Source organism: Glaciihabitans sp. UYNi722, assembly GCF_040549465.1.
In the GTDB taxonomy this organism is placed as follows: Bacteria; Actinomycetota; Actinomycetes; order Actinomycetales; family Microbacteriaceae; genus Lacisediminihabitans.
In genome coordinates this window covers 218,485-236,940 of record NZ_JBEPTL010000002.1, presented here as the reverse complement: position 1 = coordinate 236,940, position 18,456 = coordinate 218,485, and the positions used below count along the sequence as shown (strand labels likewise).

Annotated in this window: 18 protein-coding genes; 2 read left to right on the top strand and 16 right to left on the bottom strand. The window is 65.5% G+C overall.

Annotation, left to right across the window (positions count from 1 at the left end):
• Positions 1 to 172: 172 nt before the first annotated feature.
• From ABIB56_RS02535 to groES, 6 genes are all read right to left on the bottom strand, one after another.
• On the bottom strand, positions 173 to 1,903 hold the full coding sequence (locus ABIB56_RS02535) for a glycerol-3-phosphate dehydrogenase/oxidase (protein ID WP_354567281.1): 1,731 nt from the start codon (positions 1,901 to 1,903) through the stop codon (positions 173 to 175).
• A 34-nt stretch (positions 1,904 to 1,937) separates the two neighbouring features.
• Positions 1,938 to 3,071 (bottom strand): GuaB3 family IMP dehydrogenase-related protein, encoded by a 1,134-nt coding sequence (locus ABIB56_RS02530; protein ID WP_354567280.1) that lies wholly within the window; start codon positions 3,069 to 3,071, stop codon positions 1,938 to 1,940.
• Positions 3,072 to 3,213: 142 nt separating this feature from the next.
• Entirely contained in the window at positions 3,214 to 4,152 is a 939-nt protein-coding gene (locus ABIB56_RS02525; RefSeq protein ID WP_354567278.1) for a hypothetical protein, read from the bottom strand.
• Positions 4,153 to 4,353: 201 nt separating this feature from the next.
• Positions 4,354 to 5,856, bottom strand: coding sequence for an IMP dehydrogenase (gene guaB, locus ABIB56_RS02520; RefSeq protein WP_354567277.1), 1,503 nt, complete (start codon positions 5,854 to 5,856; stop codon positions 4,354 to 4,356).
• A gap of 114 nt (positions 5,857 to 5,970) precedes the next feature.
• Positions 5,971 to 7,227, bottom strand: a complete 1,257-nt coding sequence (locus ABIB56_RS02515) for an ABC transporter substrate-binding protein (protein WP_354567276.1) — start codon at positions 7,225 to 7,227, stop codon at positions 5,971 to 5,973.
• Between the two features lie 148 nt (positions 7,228 to 7,375).
• On the bottom strand, positions 7,376 to 7,672 hold the full coding sequence (groES, locus tag ABIB56_RS02510; protein ID WP_354567275.1) for a co-chaperone GroES: 297 nt from the start codon (positions 7,670 to 7,672) through the stop codon (positions 7,376 to 7,378).
• A 228-nt stretch (positions 7,673 to 7,900) separates the two neighbouring features.
• Here groES and ABIB56_RS02505 point away from each other — a divergent pair, with 228 nt between their 5' ends.
• Positions 7,901 to 9,088, top strand: a complete 1,188-nt coding sequence (locus tag ABIB56_RS02505) for a class I SAM-dependent methyltransferase (protein ID WP_354567274.1) — start codon at positions 7,901 to 7,903, stop codon at positions 9,086 to 9,088.
• Positions 9,089 to 9,133: 45 nt separating this feature from the next.
• Here ABIB56_RS02505 and ABIB56_RS02500 read toward each other — a convergent pair whose 3' ends face one another.
• From ABIB56_RS02500 to glmS, 9 genes are all read right to left on the bottom strand, one after another.
• Positions 9,134 to 9,490, bottom strand: coding sequence for a DUF4190 domain-containing protein (locus ABIB56_RS02500; protein WP_354567273.1), 357 nt, complete (start codon positions 9,488 to 9,490; stop codon positions 9,134 to 9,136).
• A 136-nt stretch (positions 9,491 to 9,626) separates the two neighbouring features.
• On the bottom strand, positions 9,627 to 10,013 hold the full coding sequence (locus ABIB56_RS02495; RefSeq protein WP_354567272.1) for a hypothetical protein: 387 nt from the start codon (positions 10,011 to 10,013) through the stop codon (positions 9,627 to 9,629).
• Positions 10,014 to 10,053: 40 nt separating this feature from the next.
• Positions 10,054 to 11,130 carry a tRNA (adenosine(37)-N6)-threonylcarbamoyltransferase complex transferase subunit TsaD gene (gene tsaD, locus ABIB56_RS02490; RefSeq protein WP_354567270.1) on the bottom strand — a complete coding sequence of 359 codons (1,077 nt, stop codon included), beginning with the start codon at positions 11,128 to 11,130 and terminating at the stop codon, positions 10,054 to 10,056.
• On the bottom strand, positions 11,127 to 11,618 hold the full coding sequence (gene rimI, locus ABIB56_RS02485) for a ribosomal protein S18-alanine N-acetyltransferase (RefSeq protein WP_354567269.1): 492 nt from the start codon (positions 11,616 to 11,618) through the stop codon (positions 11,127 to 11,129). Before rimI ends, tsaD begins: the two co-directional genes overlap by 4 nt.
• Complete coding sequence (gene tsaB / locus ABIB56_RS02480) at positions 11,618 to 12,253, bottom strand: tRNA (adenosine(37)-N6)-threonylcarbamoyltransferase complex dimerization subunit type 1 TsaB (protein WP_354567268.1); 636 nt, start codon at positions 12,251 to 12,253, stop codon at positions 11,618 to 11,620. The genes rimI and tsaB overlap by 1 nt, the downstream gene beginning before the upstream one ends.
• 16 nt (positions 12,254 to 12,269) lie before the next feature.
• Positions 12,270 to 12,737 carry a tRNA (adenosine(37)-N6)-threonylcarbamoyltransferase complex ATPase subunit type 1 TsaE gene (gene tsaE / locus ABIB56_RS02475; protein ID WP_354567267.1) on the bottom strand — a complete coding sequence of 156 codons (468 nt, stop codon included), beginning with the start codon at positions 12,735 to 12,737 and terminating at the stop codon, positions 12,270 to 12,272.
• On the bottom strand, positions 12,734 to 13,840 hold the full coding sequence (gene alr, locus ABIB56_RS02470) for an alanine racemase (RefSeq protein ID WP_354567266.1): 1,107 nt from the start codon (positions 13,838 to 13,840) through the stop codon (positions 12,734 to 12,736). The genes tsaE and alr overlap by 4 nt, the downstream gene beginning before the upstream one ends.
• Positions 13,837 to 14,208 (bottom strand): holo-ACP synthase, encoded by a 372-nt coding sequence (locus tag ABIB56_RS02465; RefSeq protein WP_354567265.1) that lies wholly within the window; start codon positions 14,206 to 14,208, stop codon positions 13,837 to 13,839. Before ABIB56_RS02465 ends, alr begins: the two co-directional genes overlap by 4 nt.
• 4 nt (positions 14,209 to 14,212) lie before the next feature.
• On the bottom strand, positions 14,213 to 16,069 hold the full coding sequence (gene glmS, locus ABIB56_RS02460) for a glutamine--fructose-6-phosphate transaminase (isomerizing) (protein WP_354567264.1): 1,857 nt from the start codon (positions 16,067 to 16,069) through the stop codon (positions 14,213 to 14,215).
• Between the two features lie 77 nt (positions 16,070 to 16,146).
• Here glmS and coaA point away from each other — a divergent pair, with 77 nt between their 5' ends.
• The gene (gene coaA, locus ABIB56_RS02455; RefSeq protein ID WP_354567263.1) at positions 16,147 to 17,082 is read left to right on the top strand and encodes a type I pantothenate kinase; all 936 of its coding nucleotides are present in this window, start codon (positions 16,147 to 16,149) and stop codon (positions 17,080 to 17,082) included.
• On the opposite strand, the gene glmM is transcribed toward coaA, so the two are convergent.
• Positions 17,079 to 18,440, bottom strand: a complete 1,362-nt coding sequence (gene glmM / locus ABIB56_RS02450; protein WP_354567262.1) for a phosphoglucosamine mutase — start codon at positions 18,438 to 18,440, stop codon at positions 17,079 to 17,081. The genes coaA and glmM overlap by 4 nt on opposite strands.
• Positions 18,441 to 18,456 lie beyond the last annotated feature (16 nt).

Here is an 18,456-nt window from a genome sequence, read left to right as displayed (position 1 = left end):
GTCACACCCGCCCCCCGGGGGGTTTACTGTGGGGGCTCCCCGCGCGGGGTTGCCGGGGGGTGGGGGGGGGGGTGGGGGGGGGGGGGGGGGGGGCGGCCCCCCCCCCCCCCCCCACACGACAGCGGACACGCCTCGTGGGCCGCACAGATAGCGGTGCGCATCCTGCAGAGTGTTACTTGGCGTTGATGATATCTGGCGCTTCGAGCCGCACGCGGTCCGCGGACTCATCGTTGGGCTCAAGTTGGCTGTCTCGCTCAGCTTGCACGCGCTTGAGGTAGTTGTTGACCTCGCGATCCACGCGCTCCGCATTCCAGCCGAGCACGTCGCCCATCAGCTTGGCCGCAACGGGCGCCGCGGAAATGCCACGGTCCCAGGCCTCGATCGAGATACGGGTACGGCGAGCAAGTACGTCCTCGAGGTGCAGGGCGCTCTCATGCGTAGCCGCATAGACGACCTCCGCCTCGAGATAGTCGTCAGCGCCCGGAAGCGGGTTGCCGAGCGACGGGGTTTCGCGGATGAGGTCGAGCAGTTCATCCGTCAGCACGCCGTAGCGGTTGAGCAGGTGCTCGATTCGAACCTTGTGCACGCCGAAAGCGCGGGCGATCTTGGCACGCTTGTTCCACGCGGCCTGGTAACCCTCGGCGCCGAGCAGGCTGATGTCCTGCGTCACACTCTTCGGGATGTTCGCGTCGAGTGCCGATACCGCGGCGTCGATCGCGTCCTTGGCCATGATCCGGTAGGTGGTCCATTTGCCGCCGGCGATCACCACCAGGCCCGGCACGCTGTGCGCCACCAGGTGTTCACGTGACAGCTTCGAGGTCTGCTCCGACTCCCCGGCCAGTAGCGGGCGCAGGCCAGCGTAGACACCTTCGACGTCTTCGCGGGTCAGCGGCACCGCGAGCACTTTGTTCACGTGCTCGAGAATGTAGTCGATATCGGCCGCAGTAGCTGCCGGGTGCGCCTTGTCGAGGTGCCAGTCCGTGTCGGTCGTACCGACCAGCCAGTGCCGACCCCACGGAATCACGAAAAGCACGCTCTTCTCGGTGCGGAGGATCAGCCCGACATTCGACTGGAACCTGTCGCGAGGCACCACGAGGTGCACGCCTTTGGAGGCCCGCACCTTGAACTGCCCGCGCTCGCCGACCATCGACTGGGTGTCATCCGTCCACACTCCGGTGGCGTTCACCACCTGCTTCGCCTTGATCTCGAAACGCTCGCCGGTCTCCAGGTCGTGGGCCTTCACGCCGACGACACGCTCGCCGACCTTGAGAAAGCCCTCGACGCGAACACGACTCGCCACATGGGCACCATAAAAGGATGCCGTGCGAGCCAGCGAGGCGACATACCGGGCGTCGTCGACCTGGGCGTCGTAGTAGGTGATGCCGCCGATCATGGCGTCATGGGCGAGGCTCGGTGCGGAGCGCATCACCTGGCCCCTGGTGAGATGGCGGTGATGCGGCACACCGGGAGGGCGACCACCGGTGTAGCTCAATACGTCGTAGAGAAGCATGCCCGCACCGATATATATGCGTTCGAAGAAGCGTTTGTTGAGCGGATACAGGAAGCGCACCGGCTTGACGAGGTGCGGGGCGATGCGCTGCAGAAGCAGCCCGCGTTCCTTGAGAGCTTCACGCACGAGCCGGAAGTCCAGCTGCTCCAGGTAACGGATGCCGCCATGCACCAGTTTCGATGATCGGCTGGAGGTGCCGCTGGCCCAGTCACGCCCCTCGACCATGCCGACCCGCAGACCACGAGTCACTGCGTCGAGAGCGCTCCCCGTGCCGACGATGCCGCCGCCGACGACAAGGATGTCCAGCTCTTTCTCTTTCAGCGCGACGATGGCTGCGGCGCGCTCCTCCGGCCCCAGTTTCGTCGAGCGGGTTACCGTCTTCAGCTTGGCCATCACACTGCCTCTTTCGATTGAGCCGCTGTGGCGGCTAACGCCGTCCTGCGAATGGCGGGTACGGGGCCACAACCACTTCGACCCGCTGGAATTCTTTGAGGTCGGAGTATCCGGTTGTCGCCATCGACCGGCGCAGGGCGCCGACCAGGTTCACTGTGCCATCCGCGACTGTGGATGGCCCGTAGATGATCTCCTCGAGCGGCGCGATCGAGCCGACCTCGACCCGGTTGCCTCGGGGAAGCTGATCGTGGTGCGCTTCCGCACCCCAGTGCCAGCCGCCACCAGGGGCGTCGGTGGCTCGTGCCAGCGCGGAACCGAGCATCACCGCATCAGCTCCGACCGAGAAGGCCTTCGCGATATCCCCCGACGTTCCGAGACCGCCGTCGGCGATGACGTGCACGTAGCGGCCGCCCGACTCGTCCATGTAGTCGCGGCGGGCGCCGGCGACATCCGCCACCGCCGTCGCCATCGGAGCGTGAATGCCGAGCGCGGCGCGAGTGGTGGATGCTGCTCCGCCACCGAACCCGACGAGCACGCCTGCCGCGCCGGTACGCATGAGGTGAAGAGCGGGCGTGTAGCCTGCCGCGCCTCCGACGATCACGGGAACGTCGAGTTCGTAGATGAACTTCTTGAGGTTGAGTGGTTCCTGGCTCTTGGAGACGTGCTCCGCGCTCACGGTGGTACCGCGGATGACGAACAGGTCGACGCCCGCCTCGACCACGGTCTGGTAAAGCTCCTGGGTGCGCTGCGGGGAGAGTGCGCCGGCAACCGTCACGCCCGCGGCGCGGATCTCTTCGAGCCTCGTCTTCACCAGCTCCGGCTTGATCGGCTCGGCGTAGATCGCCTGCATGCGCCTGGTCGCCTCGCCGGACGGCAGCGAACGGATCTCCTCGAATAGCGGCTCAGGGTTCTCGTACCTCGTCCAGAGGCCCTCGAGGTCGAGCACGCCGAGACCGCCGAGCTTGCCCATGAGAATGGCTGTCGCGGGTGACACGACGGAGTCCATCGGCGCTGCGAGGATCGGAATCGAGAATTGGTACGCGTCGATGCTCCAGTTGACCGACACGTCCTGAGGGTCTCGGGTACGTCGATTCGGCACGATGGCGATGTCGTCAAAGGCATACACTCGGCGAGCGCGCTTAGCGCGGCCGATTTCTACGTCACTCACGGGTCAAGCCTACCCGGGTCGCCCGTTGCTCCGGATGGTGCCGCGTCTCCCAGACCCCTCGCCCGGAATGCGAAAACCGGGCCAATGCGGCCCGAGCGGGTCAACGTAATGACCCGTCGCTCCCTAATCGACCCATTTGTCATCATGCCCCGCGCCGACTCGACCGCAACCCGGCCTCGTAGAGGAGGTCATAGAGCTGCTTCGGATGCAGTGCCGTGTCCCACAACCATCGCGAGACAGACGGTCCGGTGGCGCGAAGGCGATCCTCGCGCACCTTCTCGGCGAAGACGACCTCCTCGATCGGTCGGCCGCCGGTGTATTCGGCCCTCGTGTACTTGACGAATCCATCGAACTCCCCGATCCGGTTGTGCTCCGGCCGCCAGAAGTCAGTATCACCGATATACCCACGCGCGTCACGAAACGACGCCTGCAGGACCGGAGCGGGAAAACCGAGTTCGTGGATATTGGCGCGGCTAAGCGACTCCCCCGCTGAGCCTGACAGAGGAGTGCCGAACTCGAGGGCGCGGAGAGTCCGACGACGATAGCGCGTCATCGCCGATGCGTCGAAACTGCTCAGTAGCGATTCCCCCGTGACCAACTCGTGGCCGAGAGCGCTGTCGATGGAGGTGACCGCCGAGGCAAAGGTCGCAGTCGCGGCCACATCGAGGAGCGTCTGATGAAGGGACGTGACACGAACACCGTCGATGCGCACAATCGTGTCGTCGAACCCTCGCGCGTGCCTGGTGAATCCGTTCTCGGTGCGTGTGCCAGTGGACTTCGGCGCCAGCACATGCACCACCTCCGGCCAACCACCGATAATCGGAAGCCGCCAGAGCGCGGCGGCGGAAGCGTGACTGGCGACGGGATCTCCCCTGCTCGCCATGAGAGCCCCGATCACACGCTGCCGATATTTTTCGTTCCTGCCGAGTTGCGCAAAGTCCGCCGCATCCATGAATGCGCCTCGATGTAGTCGTACCAGCTGGCGACGTGCGGCCGCCTTGCGAAAAATCGAACCGTCGAGTCCGAAAGCACGTAGATCAGAGGTAAGAAAGATACCGTTCGTGGTGGCCAGATTCTCCATCGCACGAGAGTGACAGGCTCGCTGGCGGTCGCAAGCCGCACGCCGTCATGCTGGGGACTCCGGATGTCGCAGGCCGACGGTGAGGAGTGGACCGCGACGGTGCATCGGGGTCATTGCGGCCGTACCGGGTCACTACATTGACCCGGCACGGCCGCAATGACCCGGGTTGAGGGTAACCAACGAGCAGCAACCAACGAGCAGCTAGCGCGAGTAGTTCGGCGCCTCGACGGTCATCTGGATGTCGTGGGGGTGGGATTCCTTCAGGCCGGCAGCCGTAATCCGCACGAATTTACCCTTCTGCTTGAGCTCCGGGATGGTGCGCGCACCGGTGTAGAACATCGACTGGCGGAGGCCGCCGAGCAGCTGGTACGCCACGGCGGAGAGCGGGCCGCGGTAGGGAACCTGCCCTTCGATGCCCTCAGCGATCAGCTTGTCGTCGGAGGGCACATCGGCCTGGAAGTAGCGGTCCTTCGAGTAGGAGGTTTTCTCTCCCCGACTCTGCAGCGCCCCGAGAGAACCCATGCCGCGATAGCTCTTGAACTGCTTGCCGTTCACGAAGATGAGGTCGCCTGGGCTCTCGTCGCAGCCGGCGAGCAGCGACCCGAGCATCACGGTGTCGGCACCGGCGACGAGCGCCTTGGCGATGTCGCCGGAATACTGCAGTCCGCCATCCGCAATCACGGGGATGCCGCTCTCCCGCGCCGCGAGAGAAGCCTCGTACACCGCGGTGACCTGGGGTACCCCGACGCCGGCGACGACGCGCGTGGTGCAGATGGACCCGGGGCCGACGCCAACTTTGATCGCGTCAGCGCCGGCATCCACCAGAGCCTGGGCGCCGCCGCGCGTAGCGACGTTGCCGCCGATGATGTCGACGTGCCTGGCGGCCGAGTCGCTCTTGAGGCGGCGGATGATGTCGATGACCCCTGCGCTGTCGCCGTTAGCCGTGTCGACGACGAGTGCGTCGACGCCGGCGTCGATGAGGGTCATCGCACGCTCCCACGCGTCGCCGAAGAAGCCGATCGCGGCGGCGACGCGGAGACGCCCTGCGTCGTCCTTGGTCGCGTTGGGATACTGCTCCGACTTGTCGAAGTCCTTGACGGTGATGAGGCCGCGCAGCCGGCCCTCGGCATCGATGAGCGGCAGCTTCTCGATCTTGTGTTGCGCGAAGATCGCGACAGCGTCATCCGGGTCGATGCCCTCAGGGGCGGTGATGAGTGGCATGCGCGTCATGACATCGCGCACCAAGGTCGTCGACTTTTCGAACGGGGAGACGAAGCGCATGTCGCGGTTGGAAATGATGCCGACAAGGATGCCCTGCTCGTCAACGACGGGAAGACCGGAGATGCGGAACTGTCCGCAGAGCGCGTCCACCTCTGCGACGGTGGCGTCGGGGGTGGTGGTGACCGGATTGGTGATCATGCCGGACTCTGAGCGCTTCACCCTGTCGACGTGGTCGGCCTGGTCGGCAATTGAGAGGTTGCGATGCAATACGCCGAGACCGCCCTGCCTGGCGATCGCGATGGCCATGCGGGATTCGGTGACCGTGTCCATGGCGGAGGAGAGGAGGGGGGCCGAGACCGTGATCCGGCGGCTCAGGCGAGTGGTGGTATCCGCCTCGCTCGGGATGACGTCGGTATGACCGGGCAGCAGCATGACATCGTCGTAGGTGAGTCCGATAAAGCCGAAGGGATCTGGCTGGTCCATGTGTCCTCTTTTTCCCGCTGATGCTGAGTGAAAAGCCGGATTACGACTGTGGACTCCGGTAGTCAATATTAACGGCATAAGGCCCCGGCTATTCCACCTCCGGGGTTCGGATGCCTAACCGCCGACGACGCCGCTCACTCGCGCGAACCTGTTGCCCGCATCGTATTTATAGATGCCGTAGTGTGCCGGGCTCGGATCGCCTCGCCTGTCGAAACCGATGGGGCCGGAGATGCCGTCGTAGTCGATGTCGGATCGGGTCGTGAGCACGTCGAGGCATTCGCGGTAGCTGGTGCATTTGATACCGCCCTCCGACACCTCCCGCAGTCGGCTCTTGATCGACAGCCCGCCGTCATCGTGGGCGACCGTCGCGGCCAGTGCGGCGAGAACCGTGGCGTCGTAGGCCTCTGCGGAATACAGAAAATTGGCGACAGCGGGATCCGCGGCCTTGACCTTCGCCGTGAACGCTGCGTCGGGTTCTGCACCCTCGAGGATGCCGTTCACGCCCGTGAGGGTGCCTGCCGGAAGCGCCTGGGAGTAGTCCGCCATGTTGTCGCTGGTGAGCCACAGCTTCGCTCCGCCGAAGCCCGCAGCGGAGAGCTGGGTGATGACGACCTTGTTCTGCTCCATCGCGCTGAACGGACTCACGAAGACCACCGCATCCGGTGTCGCCTTCTTCACAGCATCGATGACCGGCGCGAAATCTTTGGTGTCGGCGACGTATTTCTGGGCGACGACGAGTGTGCCGCCGGACTTCTTGAGACTCGCCTTCAGCGTGCCGAGCACGGCGTTGCCAGTGTCATCGTCCAGATATACGATCGCGACCTTGGCCTTGCCACCTCCAATGGTCGCCCCGAGGGCAGCGCCCTGCAGGGCCGCGGAGGGGATGGTGCGAAACAGGTATCCGGTGTCGTTCAGGCTGCTCAGCCGCACCGAGGTCGCAGCCGGAGAGATCAGCGGGATGCCCGCCGCGACCACCTTGGGCAGCAGGCGCTCTTCGAGCACTGACGACGACGGGCCGATGATCACGTCGATCGGTTTCGTCTGCAGGTCGGCGAAGGATTTCTCGAGTGTGTCGGTCGTGGCATCCCCTGAGTCGCGATGGAATACCTCCACAGGCTTGCCGAGCACACCACTGGCCTGGTTGATCTCGCGCACCGCTGCCTCGACGCCTGCCGCCTGCCCTTGGCCGAGGTAGGACTGCGCACCGGTGGTCGGAAAGAGTGTGCCGATGCGGAGAACACCGTCACCGCTGGGTGTCGCACTCTGCGTGGTAGTCGGGACCGGCATCGGAGCGGTGGCCGTGCATGCTGCCAGAGCTGAGATCGTCACTGCGGCCGCGACGAGGGCGATGAGCGGTCGGGAGCGCGGCATGTTGGTCCTTGGGTCGGGGATCATTCCGAACTGTACCGGGCGATCAGGCGGCCTTCGGCAAGGCGCGACGGGACGCGCGTGCCGCCACGATCAGGGATATGCGAAAGGCCCGTCCGGCGAACCGGACGGGCCTTCTCACGAAACGTAGTTAGTGGACGACCACCGCGAGCACGTCGCGAGCCGAGAGCACGAGCAGGTCATCCCCGCCGTACTTCACCTCGGTTCCGCCGTACTTGGAGTAGATGACCTTGTCGCCAACGGCGATGTCGAGCGGGACGCGGTTGCCGTTGTCGTCAATGCGACCTGGACCTACTGCGACGACCTCGCCCTCCTGGGGCTTCTCCTTCGCGGTGTCCGGGATGACGAGACCGGAAGCAGTGGTCTGCTCAGCCTCGACCTGCTTGATGACAATGCGATCCTCGAGCGGCTTGATGGAGACCGACACGGTTGACCTCTTCTTTCTCAAAACTTCGAAATCTTGGGTTAGCACTTTCACTGTGAGAGTGCCAGATGTAGCTTAGCCGCGCATTAGCACTCGTGCAATCGGAGTGCCAGAAGTTACGCCCGACCGTGCTTACGAAAACGCAGGAGATCCGCCGCATCCGCTACCAACGAGGCAGTGATTGAGGCGTTCGCGGCGGATCTCCTGCGTTTTCGTACCAGAATGGGGCGGATGGACAGGACTGAGTTGCAGGAGTTGCTGTCGAGCGACGGCCTGCGGCTACTCGACTCGCTTCCGCGCTACGAGACGACAGCGGATGTCGTGAGGACCGTCGGCGAGCTGCGCAAGGCCGGTCACTCCCCCGGCCTCGTCGCCGCGGTGCTCGGCCAGTCGAAGCTGCGGGCCAAAGCGGAGGGCAAGTTCGGCCCCTTCGCGGCGCGCATGCTGTACACCGAGGCCGGACTCGAACAGGCCACTCGGCTGCGGGTCGCGGCCATGCACGCCGGCCGATTCCAGGCGGCAGGCCTCAGCCGCATCGTGGATCTCGGCTGCGGGATCGGCGGTGACGCCCTCGCGATCGCGGCACTCGACCTCGACGTGACGGCCGTGGAACTCGACGAGGTCACCGCCGCCATCGCCTCCTACAACCTGGCTCCGTGGCCGAACGCCGAGGTCGTCAACGCGGATGCCGCGAGCATCGACCTCGACGCATTCGACGGCGTCTACCTCGACCCGGCTCGCCGCACGGCCGGCCACCAGAACACCTCGCGCCTCACGAATCCTGCGGACTACTCGCCGACCCTCGACTTCGCTTTCGAGATCGGCAGCCGTCAACCGACAGGCATCAAACTCGGGCCGGGCATCGATCGCGACCTCATCCCGGTCGAGGCCGAGGCGCAGTGGATCTCCGTCGATCACGACGTCGTCGAGCTCGGCCTCTGGTTCGGCGCTGTGGCGCGCCCGGGCATTCGTCGATCCGCTCTGGTGATCGGCGACCACGGCACGGCGGAACTCAGTTCGGATGTCGACTGCGCGGATGTCGAGACCGGCACGCTCGGCGAGTACCTGTACGAACCCGATGGCGCTGTCATCCGCGCCAGGTTGATCGGCGACCTCGCGCGCCGAATCGACGCGAGGATGCTGAGCACCGGAATCGCCTACCTGACAGCGGATGCCGCGGTCGACACCCCCTTCGCCAATCGTTTCCGCATCACGGACACACTTCCCTTCGATGAGCGAAAGCTTAAGAAGGCTCTTGCAGCCCGGGAGATTGGCACGCTGGAGATCAAGAAGCGTGGCGTGGATGTCGACCCCGCCCAGTTGCGCACGAAACTCGCCCTCAAGGGGAAGAACAGCGCGACGCTCTTTGTCACGCGAGTCGCCGGCAAGCACACGGCGCTACTCGCGGAACGGGCTTAACGACGAAAGGCCCGCGCCGAGCGCGGGCCTTTCGCAACTGTGTTTTTAGTAGTTGTTGTAGCTGCTGACCGACGCCGCAGCGGTGGCGAAGATGATGATGTAGACGATCAGCCAGATGAGTGAGATGCCGATTCCGACGAATCCGGTGATGAGCGCGGTCAGCCAGAAAGGCTTGGCCGGAATGCCCTCCTTCGACTTGCCGAGGAAGCCGAGAACGACGGCGGCGATGGAGAAGATGAAGCCGAATCCACCGAACAGCGAAATGACGACGCCGACGATTCCGGCGATCATTCCGATCAGGCTGAGAACCTTGCTCGGTCCGGCCGGCGGCGCCACGTAGGGCGAAGCTGCCGGGGCTGCGGGAGGAGGCGGGGGCGGCGGGGTGAGATTGTCGTCAGACATTGCGAAACTCCAAAGTTGGTGAGGGAACATTCTTCCGGCGGTGCCCATAGTGGCAGGGAGTGCGCGGGCTGTCAATCCGGGCCGCGGCCCCGAAAAGGGCCCGCGCTGATCAGCGCGGGCCCATGAGTAGTAAACGCTACGGAGTCACAGTCCCGAGGTTGCCGTTCCGGTAGGCGGCCAGGAGAGCGATGCTCGCGATGAGCACAATGGCTCCGATGACGATGGCGGCGAACCCGAAGATGATTCCGAGCAGCCACATCCAGCGGGGTGCGCCAGGCTCACGCGACTTGCCGATGAAGCCGAGAATGACAGCGACGACTCCGATGACGATGGCGACCCAGTTGAGCAGGAACAGCACGACGCCAACGATGCCGAGAATGAACGATGTCAGGCTCAGTGCCTTCTTCCCTCCGGCGGCACCGGCAACGGCTGGTGCGCTGTATGCCGGAGGGGCGCTGGGGGCCGACGGGGGCGTCGGGGCAGAGGGAGGAGTGGTCGGTTCTTCGGGTGGTGTTGTAGACATCGTTGCTCCTAATAATCGTCGGTGAGCGAATGACGCTCGCTCAGTAATGTACTCCTGCCTGCACTTCCGTGACGGGAAGCGTCGAGTCCGCGCCGAAAGACAGATCAGATGGACCGTGGCCCGCCCGGATCAGTTGCGCCCCGATGGCCGCGATCATGGCGCCATTGTCGGTGCAGAGCGAGAGCGGAGGAATCCGCAGCTCGATGTCCGCTGCCGCACAGCGTTCGACGGCCACCTCGCGGAGGCGCGCGTTCGCGACCACTCCCCCGCCGAGCAACAGGCGGGGCACGCCGAGATCCCGGCAGGCGGCGGCAGCCTTGGTGAGCAGCACGTCGGTGACGGCCTCGCGGAAACTGGCCGCGACATCCGCCATGGGCACCTCCTCGCCGGAATCACGCCGCTGCTCCACCCAGCGGGCGACAGCGGTTTTGAGCCCGGAGAAGGAGAAGTCGTAGCGATGCTTCTCCCTGTCTTTGGGGAGACTGAGTCCACGGGGAAAGCGGATCGCCTTCGGGTCGCCGCCGACAGCGGCCCGGTCGATTTCCGGACCGCCGGGATAGCGGAGGCCGAGCAGGCGGGCCACCTTGTCGAAGGCCTCACCCGCAGCGTCATCGATGGTCTCGCCGAGCAGTTCGACATCCGAGACGAGGTCGCGCACCAGCAGCAGCGACGTGTGTCCGCCTGAGACGAGCAGGGCGATGGTGGGCAACTCGATCGCCGAACCGTCTTCACGCAGCACATCGGCGCCGACGTGCCCGACCAGGTGATTGACGGCATAGAGCGGCTTGTCGAGGGCCACAGCGAGCGCCTTGGCCGCACCAACGCCGACCATCAGCGCTCCGGAAAGTCCAGGACCGCTGGTCACCGCGATCGCATCGAGCTCCTGCAGGGTGACGCCTGCCTCGGCGAGCGCCGCTTTCAGGGTCGGAGTGAGTGCCTCGAGGTGCGCGCGCGCCGCGATCTCCGGTACGACACCGCCGTAGCGGGCATGCTCGTCCATGGATGAGGCGATCACGTTGGCGAGCAGCGTGGTACCGCGCACGACGCCGATACCCGTTTCGTCGCAGCTGGTCTCGATGCCGAGCACAAGCGGCTCGGGGGGTGCCGAATCGGTCATGGGATCATCGCCGGCCTCAGCTGGGGTTCCGGAATCCTCAGGCGCATCACTATCGCGTCGACCCCGTCTGGCTGGTAGTAGGCGACCCGCACGGCGATCTCCTCGAAACCGAGGGTGTCGTAGAGATTCTTCGCTCCAGGGTTGTCTGCGCGCACCTCGAGGAAGACCTCGATGGCCCCACGCTTGCGGGCCTCGCCGATGAGCGCCTGCATGAGGGTGCGTCCGAGTCCCCCTCGGCGAGCGTCCTCCGCGACGGCGATGGTCTGGATGTCGCCCTCGTGCGCTCCCTGCGGCGCGAACAGCCCGGCATAGCCGTCGATGATGCCAGGAAATCCGACCCGCTCCGCCACCAGGTAGTAACACTGGGCGTTCACGAGATCGCCCAGCATGGCGTCGCTCGACCAGGCGTCGGTGCCGAAAGTGCCCGTCTCCAGCTCCATGATCGGGCCGAGATCGGCCGCTGACGCGCGGCGCAACTGCCAGGTCATCAACTCACCCGTTTCGGGCCGGCTGAGAGCGTGACATCCGGAGACCGCAGGTAGAGCGGCTCCGGGCCTGCGAACTCGCGTCCGTGCAGGTAGAGGCCCTCGGCGAGCAGACCGATGGATGCCGCAGACACCTCGCTCGCGTCCAACCGCGAGTATCCCGCATATCCGTCGACCGCCGCCGACGCCACGTCTTCGGGCTTCGACAATCCCGGCCCCTGCACGCGCACTGGTAAGCCTTCCGCGTCCGCGCCGGAGTATGCGGTCCAATAGACCTCGCGGCGACGCGCGTCAGTCACCACGAGGAGCGGTCCACTGTTGCCTGCGGCATAGTGACCCCAGGCGATGCCGTCGTGGCTCACCACCCGAACCAGCGGTATGGCGGCTCCGAAAGCGAAGGTCTGCGCGGCGGCGATACCGACGCGAAGACCGGTGAAGGGTCCCGGGCCCATTCCGACTGCCACGCCGGAGAGATCGGCGACGGCCACCCCGGAGCGCTCGAGAGCCAGCTGGATCATCTCGCCGATGACCTCCGCATGCCGACGGGTGTCCGCTTCACTGAGTTCGACGATCGACCCCCGATCCCTGTCGACGACGGCCGCCGAGGTGCCGGCCGAGGTGTCGATCGCGAGGAGCATCAGACCAGCCTATTCACTACAACTGCTCGAGGTCATTCCACCGATGGCCGTGCCCGATGATCGTCACCTCGCGTGCCTCGACGCCGTCCTCGGTCGCCACCCCGCCGATCGGGCGCTCGATACCGATCTCCAGCCAGTCCTCGGTAACGCCGTCGAGCATGCCAGCCGCCCATTCGACGACGACGATGGAGGCCGGGTAGTCGATGTCGAGGTCATCGAGTTCCGCGGAACTGGACAGCCGGTAGGCATCAACGTGAACGAGCGGAGCTCCGCCGTCGAGGCGCTGGTGGGTACGCGCGAGTACGAAGGTCGGGCTCGTGACGGCCCCACGCACTCCGAGTTCTTCGCCGAGGCCACGAGTGAGCGTGGTCTTGCCCGCTCCGAGCTCGCCGTTCAATGCCACGAGGTCACCGGCGCGCAAACGACGGGCGAGCCGCTCCCCGAGCTCAGCCATGTCTTCCGGCGTTTCGATCACGAGCTTCATGGCAGGTAGGTCCGCTCGATCCTGCCGCCGAGGCGCGTCACGATCTCGTAGTTGATGGTGTCGGATGCCCGAGCCCAGTCCTCCGCGGACGGCACGCCCGTCGCGGGGTCGCCGATGAGTATTGCGCGGTCGCCGACCTTCACATCGTCATCGCCGACATCGACCACGAACTGGTCCATCGCGACCCTGCCTGCGACGCGGTAGGTGCGGCCGTTGATCGAGACCGGCCCGCGATTGGTCGCGTGGCGCGGCACCCCGTCGGCATAGCCGAGTGGCACCAGGGCGAGGCTGGTATCGGCGGCGGTGCGGTAGTCGTATCCATAGGAGACTCCACTGTTCGCCGGCATCCCCTTGACCGAGGCGACCGCCGCACTCAACTCGAGCGCGGGACGCAGACCGAGTTCCGCGGAGGTGGCATCGTCGAAGGGCGAGAGTCCGTAGGTGCCGAGTCCGATTCGCACGAGATCGAAGCGCGATCGCGGCACACGGAGCGCGCCGGCCGTGGCTGCAATGTGCAGGATCTCCGGGTGCAGCCCGGCCGATTTCGCGAGCCCGATGGCACGCTCGAAAGCCGCGATCTGCTCGAGATCCTCCGCCTCGCCGGAGTTGGCCAGGTGGCTCCACAGGCCGCGCACCCTGATGAGCCCTGCACGCTCGTGCTCGACGGCCCTGGCGAAGAACTCCGGCCATTCGGAGTCGGCGGCACCGTTGCGGCCGAGACCCGTGTCGACCTTGAGCTGCACAGACGCGGTGCCGGATGCCGCAGCCACCCGCTCGAGCTGCTCGACGTAGCTCACCCCGATGTCGATGTCGCCCGCAATGGCCGCGTCGAAACTCGCCTCCGGATCGTGCAGCCAGGCCAGCACGGGAGCGGTGACCCCAGCCGATCGAAGCTCCAGGGCCTCGGAGATCGCTACCACGCCCAGCCAGTCCGCACCGTTCTCGACCGCGGTGCGTGCGACCGGCACGGCTCCGTGACCGTACCCGCTGGACTTCACCACCACCATCACGAGGGTGTCGCCCAGCTGCCGTTTGAGCTCTCGCACGTTGTGGGCGATCGCGCCGAGGTCGATACGGGCCTCGCGAAACGGGCGGGGCGTCATCCGTCCCCCTCGGCGACGACGTAGGCAATGGCGACACCGGCGTCGTGGCTCATCGACAGGTGAATCGAGCTGATGCCGCGGTCCGCGACGATGCCGGCGAGCGAGTTGTAGACCTCGAAGGACGGGTTGCGCAGTCCGTCGGAAACGATGGCCATGTCATGCCAGCGCACTCCTGTCGAATCGCCGATCGCCTTGATGAGGGCCTCTTTTGCCGCAAACCGGGCTGCCATCGAGGGCAGCGGGCGTTTCACATCGCCGTCCAATTGTTCGCTCTCAGCGAACAGTCGCGTCAGCAGGCCCGGCGTTCGTTCGGCCGCACGTGTGAAGCGAGCAAGGTCGACGACATCGACGCCGATACCGATGATCATGGAGTCATTCCACGGTGACGGACTTGGCGAGGTTGCGCGGCTGGTCGACGTCGAGCCCCTTGGCCGCAGCCAGTTCCATCGCGAAGATCTGCAGCGGCGCAACAGCGAGCAGCGGCTCGAACAGGGTTGAGGCAAGCGGGATCGGGATCACGACATCCGCGTAGGGCAGCACCGCGGCATCCCCCTGCTCGGCGATCGCCAGGATGCGAGCGCCACGAGCACGGATCTCCTGGATGTTCGAGACCACCTTCTTGTGCAGCGAGTCCTTGGCGCGCGGACTCGGCACGATCACGAAGACCGGCTGGCCGGGCTCGATCAGCGCGATCGGCCCGTGCTTGAGCTCCCCCGCGGCGAAACCTTCCGCATGGATGTAGGCGAGCTCCTTGAGTTTGAGGGCACCCTCGAGCGCGACCGGATAGCCAGCGTGGCGACCGAGGAACAGTACGGAGCGCGTGTCGGTCATCCATCCGGCCAACTGTTTGATGGCGTCCTGCTGTTCGAGCACGGTGACCAGCTGGTCGGGCAAGGCGACGAGCTCGTCGAGCAGCCCTGCGATCTCGGATGCCGGCAGCGTCTCACGCACCCGTGCGAGGTGCAGCCCGAAGAGGTAGAGGGCGGCGACCTGGGCGACGAAAGCCTTCGTGGATGCGACGGCAACCTCCGGACCGGCGTGCGTGTAGATCGCGGCGTCAGACTCCCTGGCGATGGTCGCCCCCTGCGTGTTGCAGATCGAGAGGGTCTTCGCGCCGGCAGCAACGGCGTACTTCACCGCCATGAGCGTGTCCATGGTCTCGCCGGACTGGCTGATCGAGACGACGAGGGTTCGATCGCTGATCACCGGGTCGCGGTAGCGGAACTCGTGCGAGAGCTCAACTTCCACGGGCAGCTTCGCCCACTTCTCGATGGCGTACTTGCCGAGCATTCCAGAGTATGCGGCGGTACCACAGCCGAGGATCACAATACGGTCGACGTCCTTGAGCACCTCATCGCCCAACTCGTCGAGTTCGGTCAGCCGCACAGCGCCGTCGGCGATACGGCCGAGGAGTGTCTTCGAGATGGCTTCAGGCTCCTCGCTGATCTCCTTGGCCATGAAACTCGACCAACCGCCCTTCTCGGCGGCGGAAGCGTCCCAGGTGATCTCGAACTCCTCGGAGTCGACGGGGTTGCCGTCGAAATCGGTGACGGTCACGGCATCCGCAGTAATGGTCACGATCTGGTCCTGCCCGATGGCGACGGCGCGACGGGTGTGCTCGACGAATGCGGCGACATCCGATCCGAGGAAGTTCTCGCCGTCGCCGAGGCCGATCACGAGAGGCGAATTGCGGCGAGCGCCGACGACGACGCCCGGCTGGTCCTTGTGCAGCACCAGGAGTGTGAACGCTCCATGCAGGCGGGCGACGACGGTACGCAGCGCCTGCGAGAGGTCGCCGGTCTTCTGGTATTCGAAGCCGACCAGCAGTGCCGCGACCTCGGTGTCGGTCTCGCTCGTGAAGACGGCGTCAGGGTGATCGAGCAGCAGCTCGGCCTTGAGCTCCGCGAAGTTCTCGATGATGCCGTTGTGGATGAGTGCGAGCCTGCCCTCGTCACCGAGGTGCGGATGCGCGTTCTCATCGTTCGGTCCGCCGTGGGTGGCCCAGCGTGTGTGACCGATACCGGTCGAGCCGTTGGCGAGCGCGACGGTGTCGAGGTCGTCGATCAACACCTGCAGTTTGCCTGCGCGCTTGCGGGTGTGCAGTTCGCCATCCGCGTCGATGACGGCGATGCCGGCGGAATCATAGCCGCGATACTCGAGTCGACGCAGACCTCCCAGTAGCACTTCGATGCTCTGGTCACTGCCGACGTAGCCCACGATTCCACACATGCGCCTGATTTTACGGTACGGCCGGTCGACATCCGTGCGGCCGCGCACCCCCATCGTCTCCGGTAACCTGTTGGCCTATGCCTGACCACGCGCACTCGACGCCGTTCGTAGAAATCGACCGTGCAGATTGGGCGGAACTCGCCCCGACCACGGAGTTGCCTCTCACCCCGACAGAGATCGTCGAGATGCGGGGAATCGGTGACCGACTCGACCTGCGCGAGGTGACCGAGGTCTACCTGCCGCTCAGCAAACTGATCAGCCTCTATGCCGTCGGCGCCAAGCAGCTGCACAATGACACCTCCCGGTTCTTGCACCGGGACTCGGAGAGCACCCCCTTTGTCATCGGTGTCGCCGGCTCGGTCGCTGTCGGCAAGTCGACCAGCGCGCGCCTCCTTCGCGAGCTGCTCTCCCGCTGGGAGGACACGCCACGGGTCGAACTCATCACGACCGACGGATTCCTCCTGCCGAACGCCGAGCTGGAGCGCCGAGGGCTGATGCAGCGTAAGGGATTCCCCGAGTCCTACGACCGCCGGGCTCTGTTGCGCTTCGTCACCAAGGTGAAAAGCGGCGCGGAGGAGGTGCGCGCACCCTTCTATTCACATCTCAGCTACGACATCGTCACCGACGCCGAAGTGGTGGTGCGTCGCCCTGACATCCTCATCGTCGAAGGCCTCAACGTGCTCCAGCCGCCGAGCAACGGGCACGGCCTCGCGGTCAGCGATCTCTTCGACTTCACCGTTTATGTCGACGCCCGCACGACCGATATCGCCACCTGGTATGTGGACCGCTTCCTCACGCTGCAGGAGGGTGCCTTCGCTAATCCACAGTCGTACTTCCACCGGTTCGCCAGCCTCACCCGTGAGGAGGCGATCTCCACGGCGACGGGCATCTGGAAGAGCATCAATGAGCCGAACTTGCGAGAAAACGTGCTGCCCACGCGATCGCGGGCCGACCTGGTTCTGCGCAAGAGTGCCGACCACACAGTCAGCAGCGTGCTGCTGCGCAAGCTCTAAAGCGCGAGCCGCTCGAGTACGACGGCCGCCAGCGAGTTGGCGATCTCCTCGGCCACAGACTGTTCCTCGGCCTCGACCATCACCCGCACCAGCGGCTCGGTTCCGGATGGACGCAGCAGTACGCGACCTCCGCCGCCCAGCCGGGCCTCCACAGCCTTCACAGCCGCGGCGATGACCTCGTCAGAGGCGAATCCGTGATGGTCGACTCCCCGCACGTTGACCATGATCTGCGGATACACCGTCATGACGGAGGCGAGCTCCGCAAGCGACCGCCCGGTACGTGCCATCTCAGAGAGCAGCTGCAGTCCGGTGAGGATGCCGTCGCCGGTCGTCGCGAAATCACTCATGATTACGTGGCCAGACTGCTCACCGCCCAGGCTGAGTTTCTTCTCGTTGAGCGCCTCCAGCACGTAGCGATCGCCGACAGCGGTCTGCAGCAGGGTGATGCCGTGCTCCGCCATCGCGACGCGAAGGCCGAGGTTGCTCATCACCGTCGCGACCAGCGTGTTCTCCCTGAGGAGTCCGCGTTCCTTCATCGACAGCGCGAGGATAGCCATGATCTGGTCGCCGTCGACGATCCGTCCGAGGTGATCGACAGCGAGGCAGCGATCGGCGTCGCCGTCGTGAGCGATGCCGACATCCGCGCCGTGTTCGAGCACCGCGGCGGCGAGCACGTCGAGATGGGTCGAGCCGACTCCGTCATTGATGTTGTAGCCGTCGGGATCGGTGCCGATCACCGTGACGCGAGCGCCAGCGAGTGTAAAGACCTCAGGGGAGATGCCGGATGCCGCGCCGTTCGCGCAGTCCAGCACAACATGCAGGCCGTCCAGACGGTGGGGCAGCGTGGACATCAGGTGCACGATGTAGCGGTCTTCCGCATCGGCGAAGCGACGGATGCGGCCGACCTCGACTCCGGTCGGCGAGAGCTTCTGCTCCCCGAGTGCGGCCTCGATACGATCTTCGACCTCGTCGGGGAGCTTGGTCCCGCCGACCGCGAAGAACTTGATGCCGTTGTCGGGAGCCGGGTTGTGGGACGCGGAGATGACAACGCCGAAGTCGGCTTTGATATCCGCGATCAAGAAGGCGGCGGCAGGCGTGGGGATGATGCCCGCGTCGAGAACATCGACCCCGGAGCTGGCGAAGCCGGCGGCGACAGCGGCGGCGAGGAACTCACCGGAGACCCTGGGGTCCCTGGCGATGACACCGACCGGGCGGCGACCTGAGGCGCGACGACCATCCGCAAAACGCCCCTTGCCCAGTACGACTGATGCCGCTTGGGCAAGGCTCACAGCCAGTTCGACTGTGATTTTCTCGTTTGCGAGGCCTCTAACGCCGTCGGTGCCGAAAAGACGCGGCATGACAGCTCTAGTCCGT

What these genes read in the sequence shown, in the direction of transcription:
- ABIB56_RS02505 (WP_354567274.1), top strand. Translation starts at nt 7,901, where the DNA reads ATGGACAGGACTGAGTTGCAGGAGTTGCTGTCGAGCGACGGCCTGCGG.
- guaB (WP_354567277.1), bottom strand. Translation starts at nt 5,856, where the DNA reads ATGGACCAGCCAGATCCCTTCGGCTTTATCGGACTCACCTACGACGAT.
- coaA (WP_354567263.1), top strand. Translation starts at nt 16,147, where the DNA reads ATGCCTGACCACGCGCACTCGACGCCGTTCGTAGAAATCGACCGTGCA.
- rimI (WP_354567269.1), bottom strand. Translation starts at nt 11,618, where the DNA reads ATGACCTGGCAGTTGCGCCGCGCGTCAGCGGCCGATCTCGGCCCGATC.
- ABIB56_RS02465 (WP_354567265.1), bottom strand. Translation starts at nt 14,208, where the DNA reads ATGATCATCGGTATCGGCGTCGATGTCGTCGACCTTGCTCGCTTCACA.
- tsaB (WP_354567268.1), bottom strand. Translation starts at nt 12,253, where the DNA reads ATGCTCCTCGCGATCGACACCTCGGCCGGCACCTCGGCGGCCGTCGTC.
- tsaE (WP_354567267.1), bottom strand. Translation starts at nt 12,737, where the DNA reads ATGAAGCTCGTGATCGAAACGCCGGAAGACATGGCTGAGCTCGGGGAG.
- ABIB56_RS02535 (WP_354567281.1), bottom strand. Translation starts at nt 1,903, where the DNA reads ATGGCCAAGCTGAAGACGGTAACCCGCTCGACGAAACTGGGGCCGGAG.
- ABIB56_RS02495 (WP_354567272.1), bottom strand. Translation starts at nt 10,013, where the DNA reads ATGTCTACAACACCACCCGAAGAACCGACCACTCCTCCCTCTGCCCCG.
- glmM (WP_354567262.1), bottom strand. Translation starts at nt 18,440, where the DNA reads ATGCCGCGTCTTTTCGGCACCGACGGCGTTAGAGGCCTCGCAAACGAG.
- glmS (WP_354567264.1), bottom strand. Translation starts at nt 16,069, where the DNA reads ATGTGTGGAATCGTGGGCTACGTCGGCAGTGACCAGAGCATCGAAGTG.
- ABIB56_RS02500 (WP_354567273.1), bottom strand. Translation starts at nt 9,490, where the DNA reads ATGTCTGACGACAATCTCACCCCGCCGCCCCCGCCTCCTCCCGCAGCC.
- alr (WP_354567266.1), bottom strand. Translation starts at nt 13,840, where the DNA reads ATGACGCCCCGCCCGTTTCGCGAGGCCCGTATCGACCTCGGCGCGATC.
- tsaD (WP_354567270.1), bottom strand. Translation starts at nt 11,130, where the DNA reads ATGACCGATTCGGCACCCCCCGAGCCGCTTGTGCTCGGCATCGAGACC.
- ABIB56_RS02515 (WP_354567276.1), bottom strand. Translation starts at nt 7,227, where the DNA reads ATGCCGCGCTCCCGACCGCTCATCGCCCTCGTCGCGGCCGCAGTGACG.
- ABIB56_RS02525 (WP_354567278.1), bottom strand. Translation starts at nt 4,152, where the DNA reads ATGGAGAATCTGGCCACCACGAACGGTATCTTTCTTACCTCTGATCTA.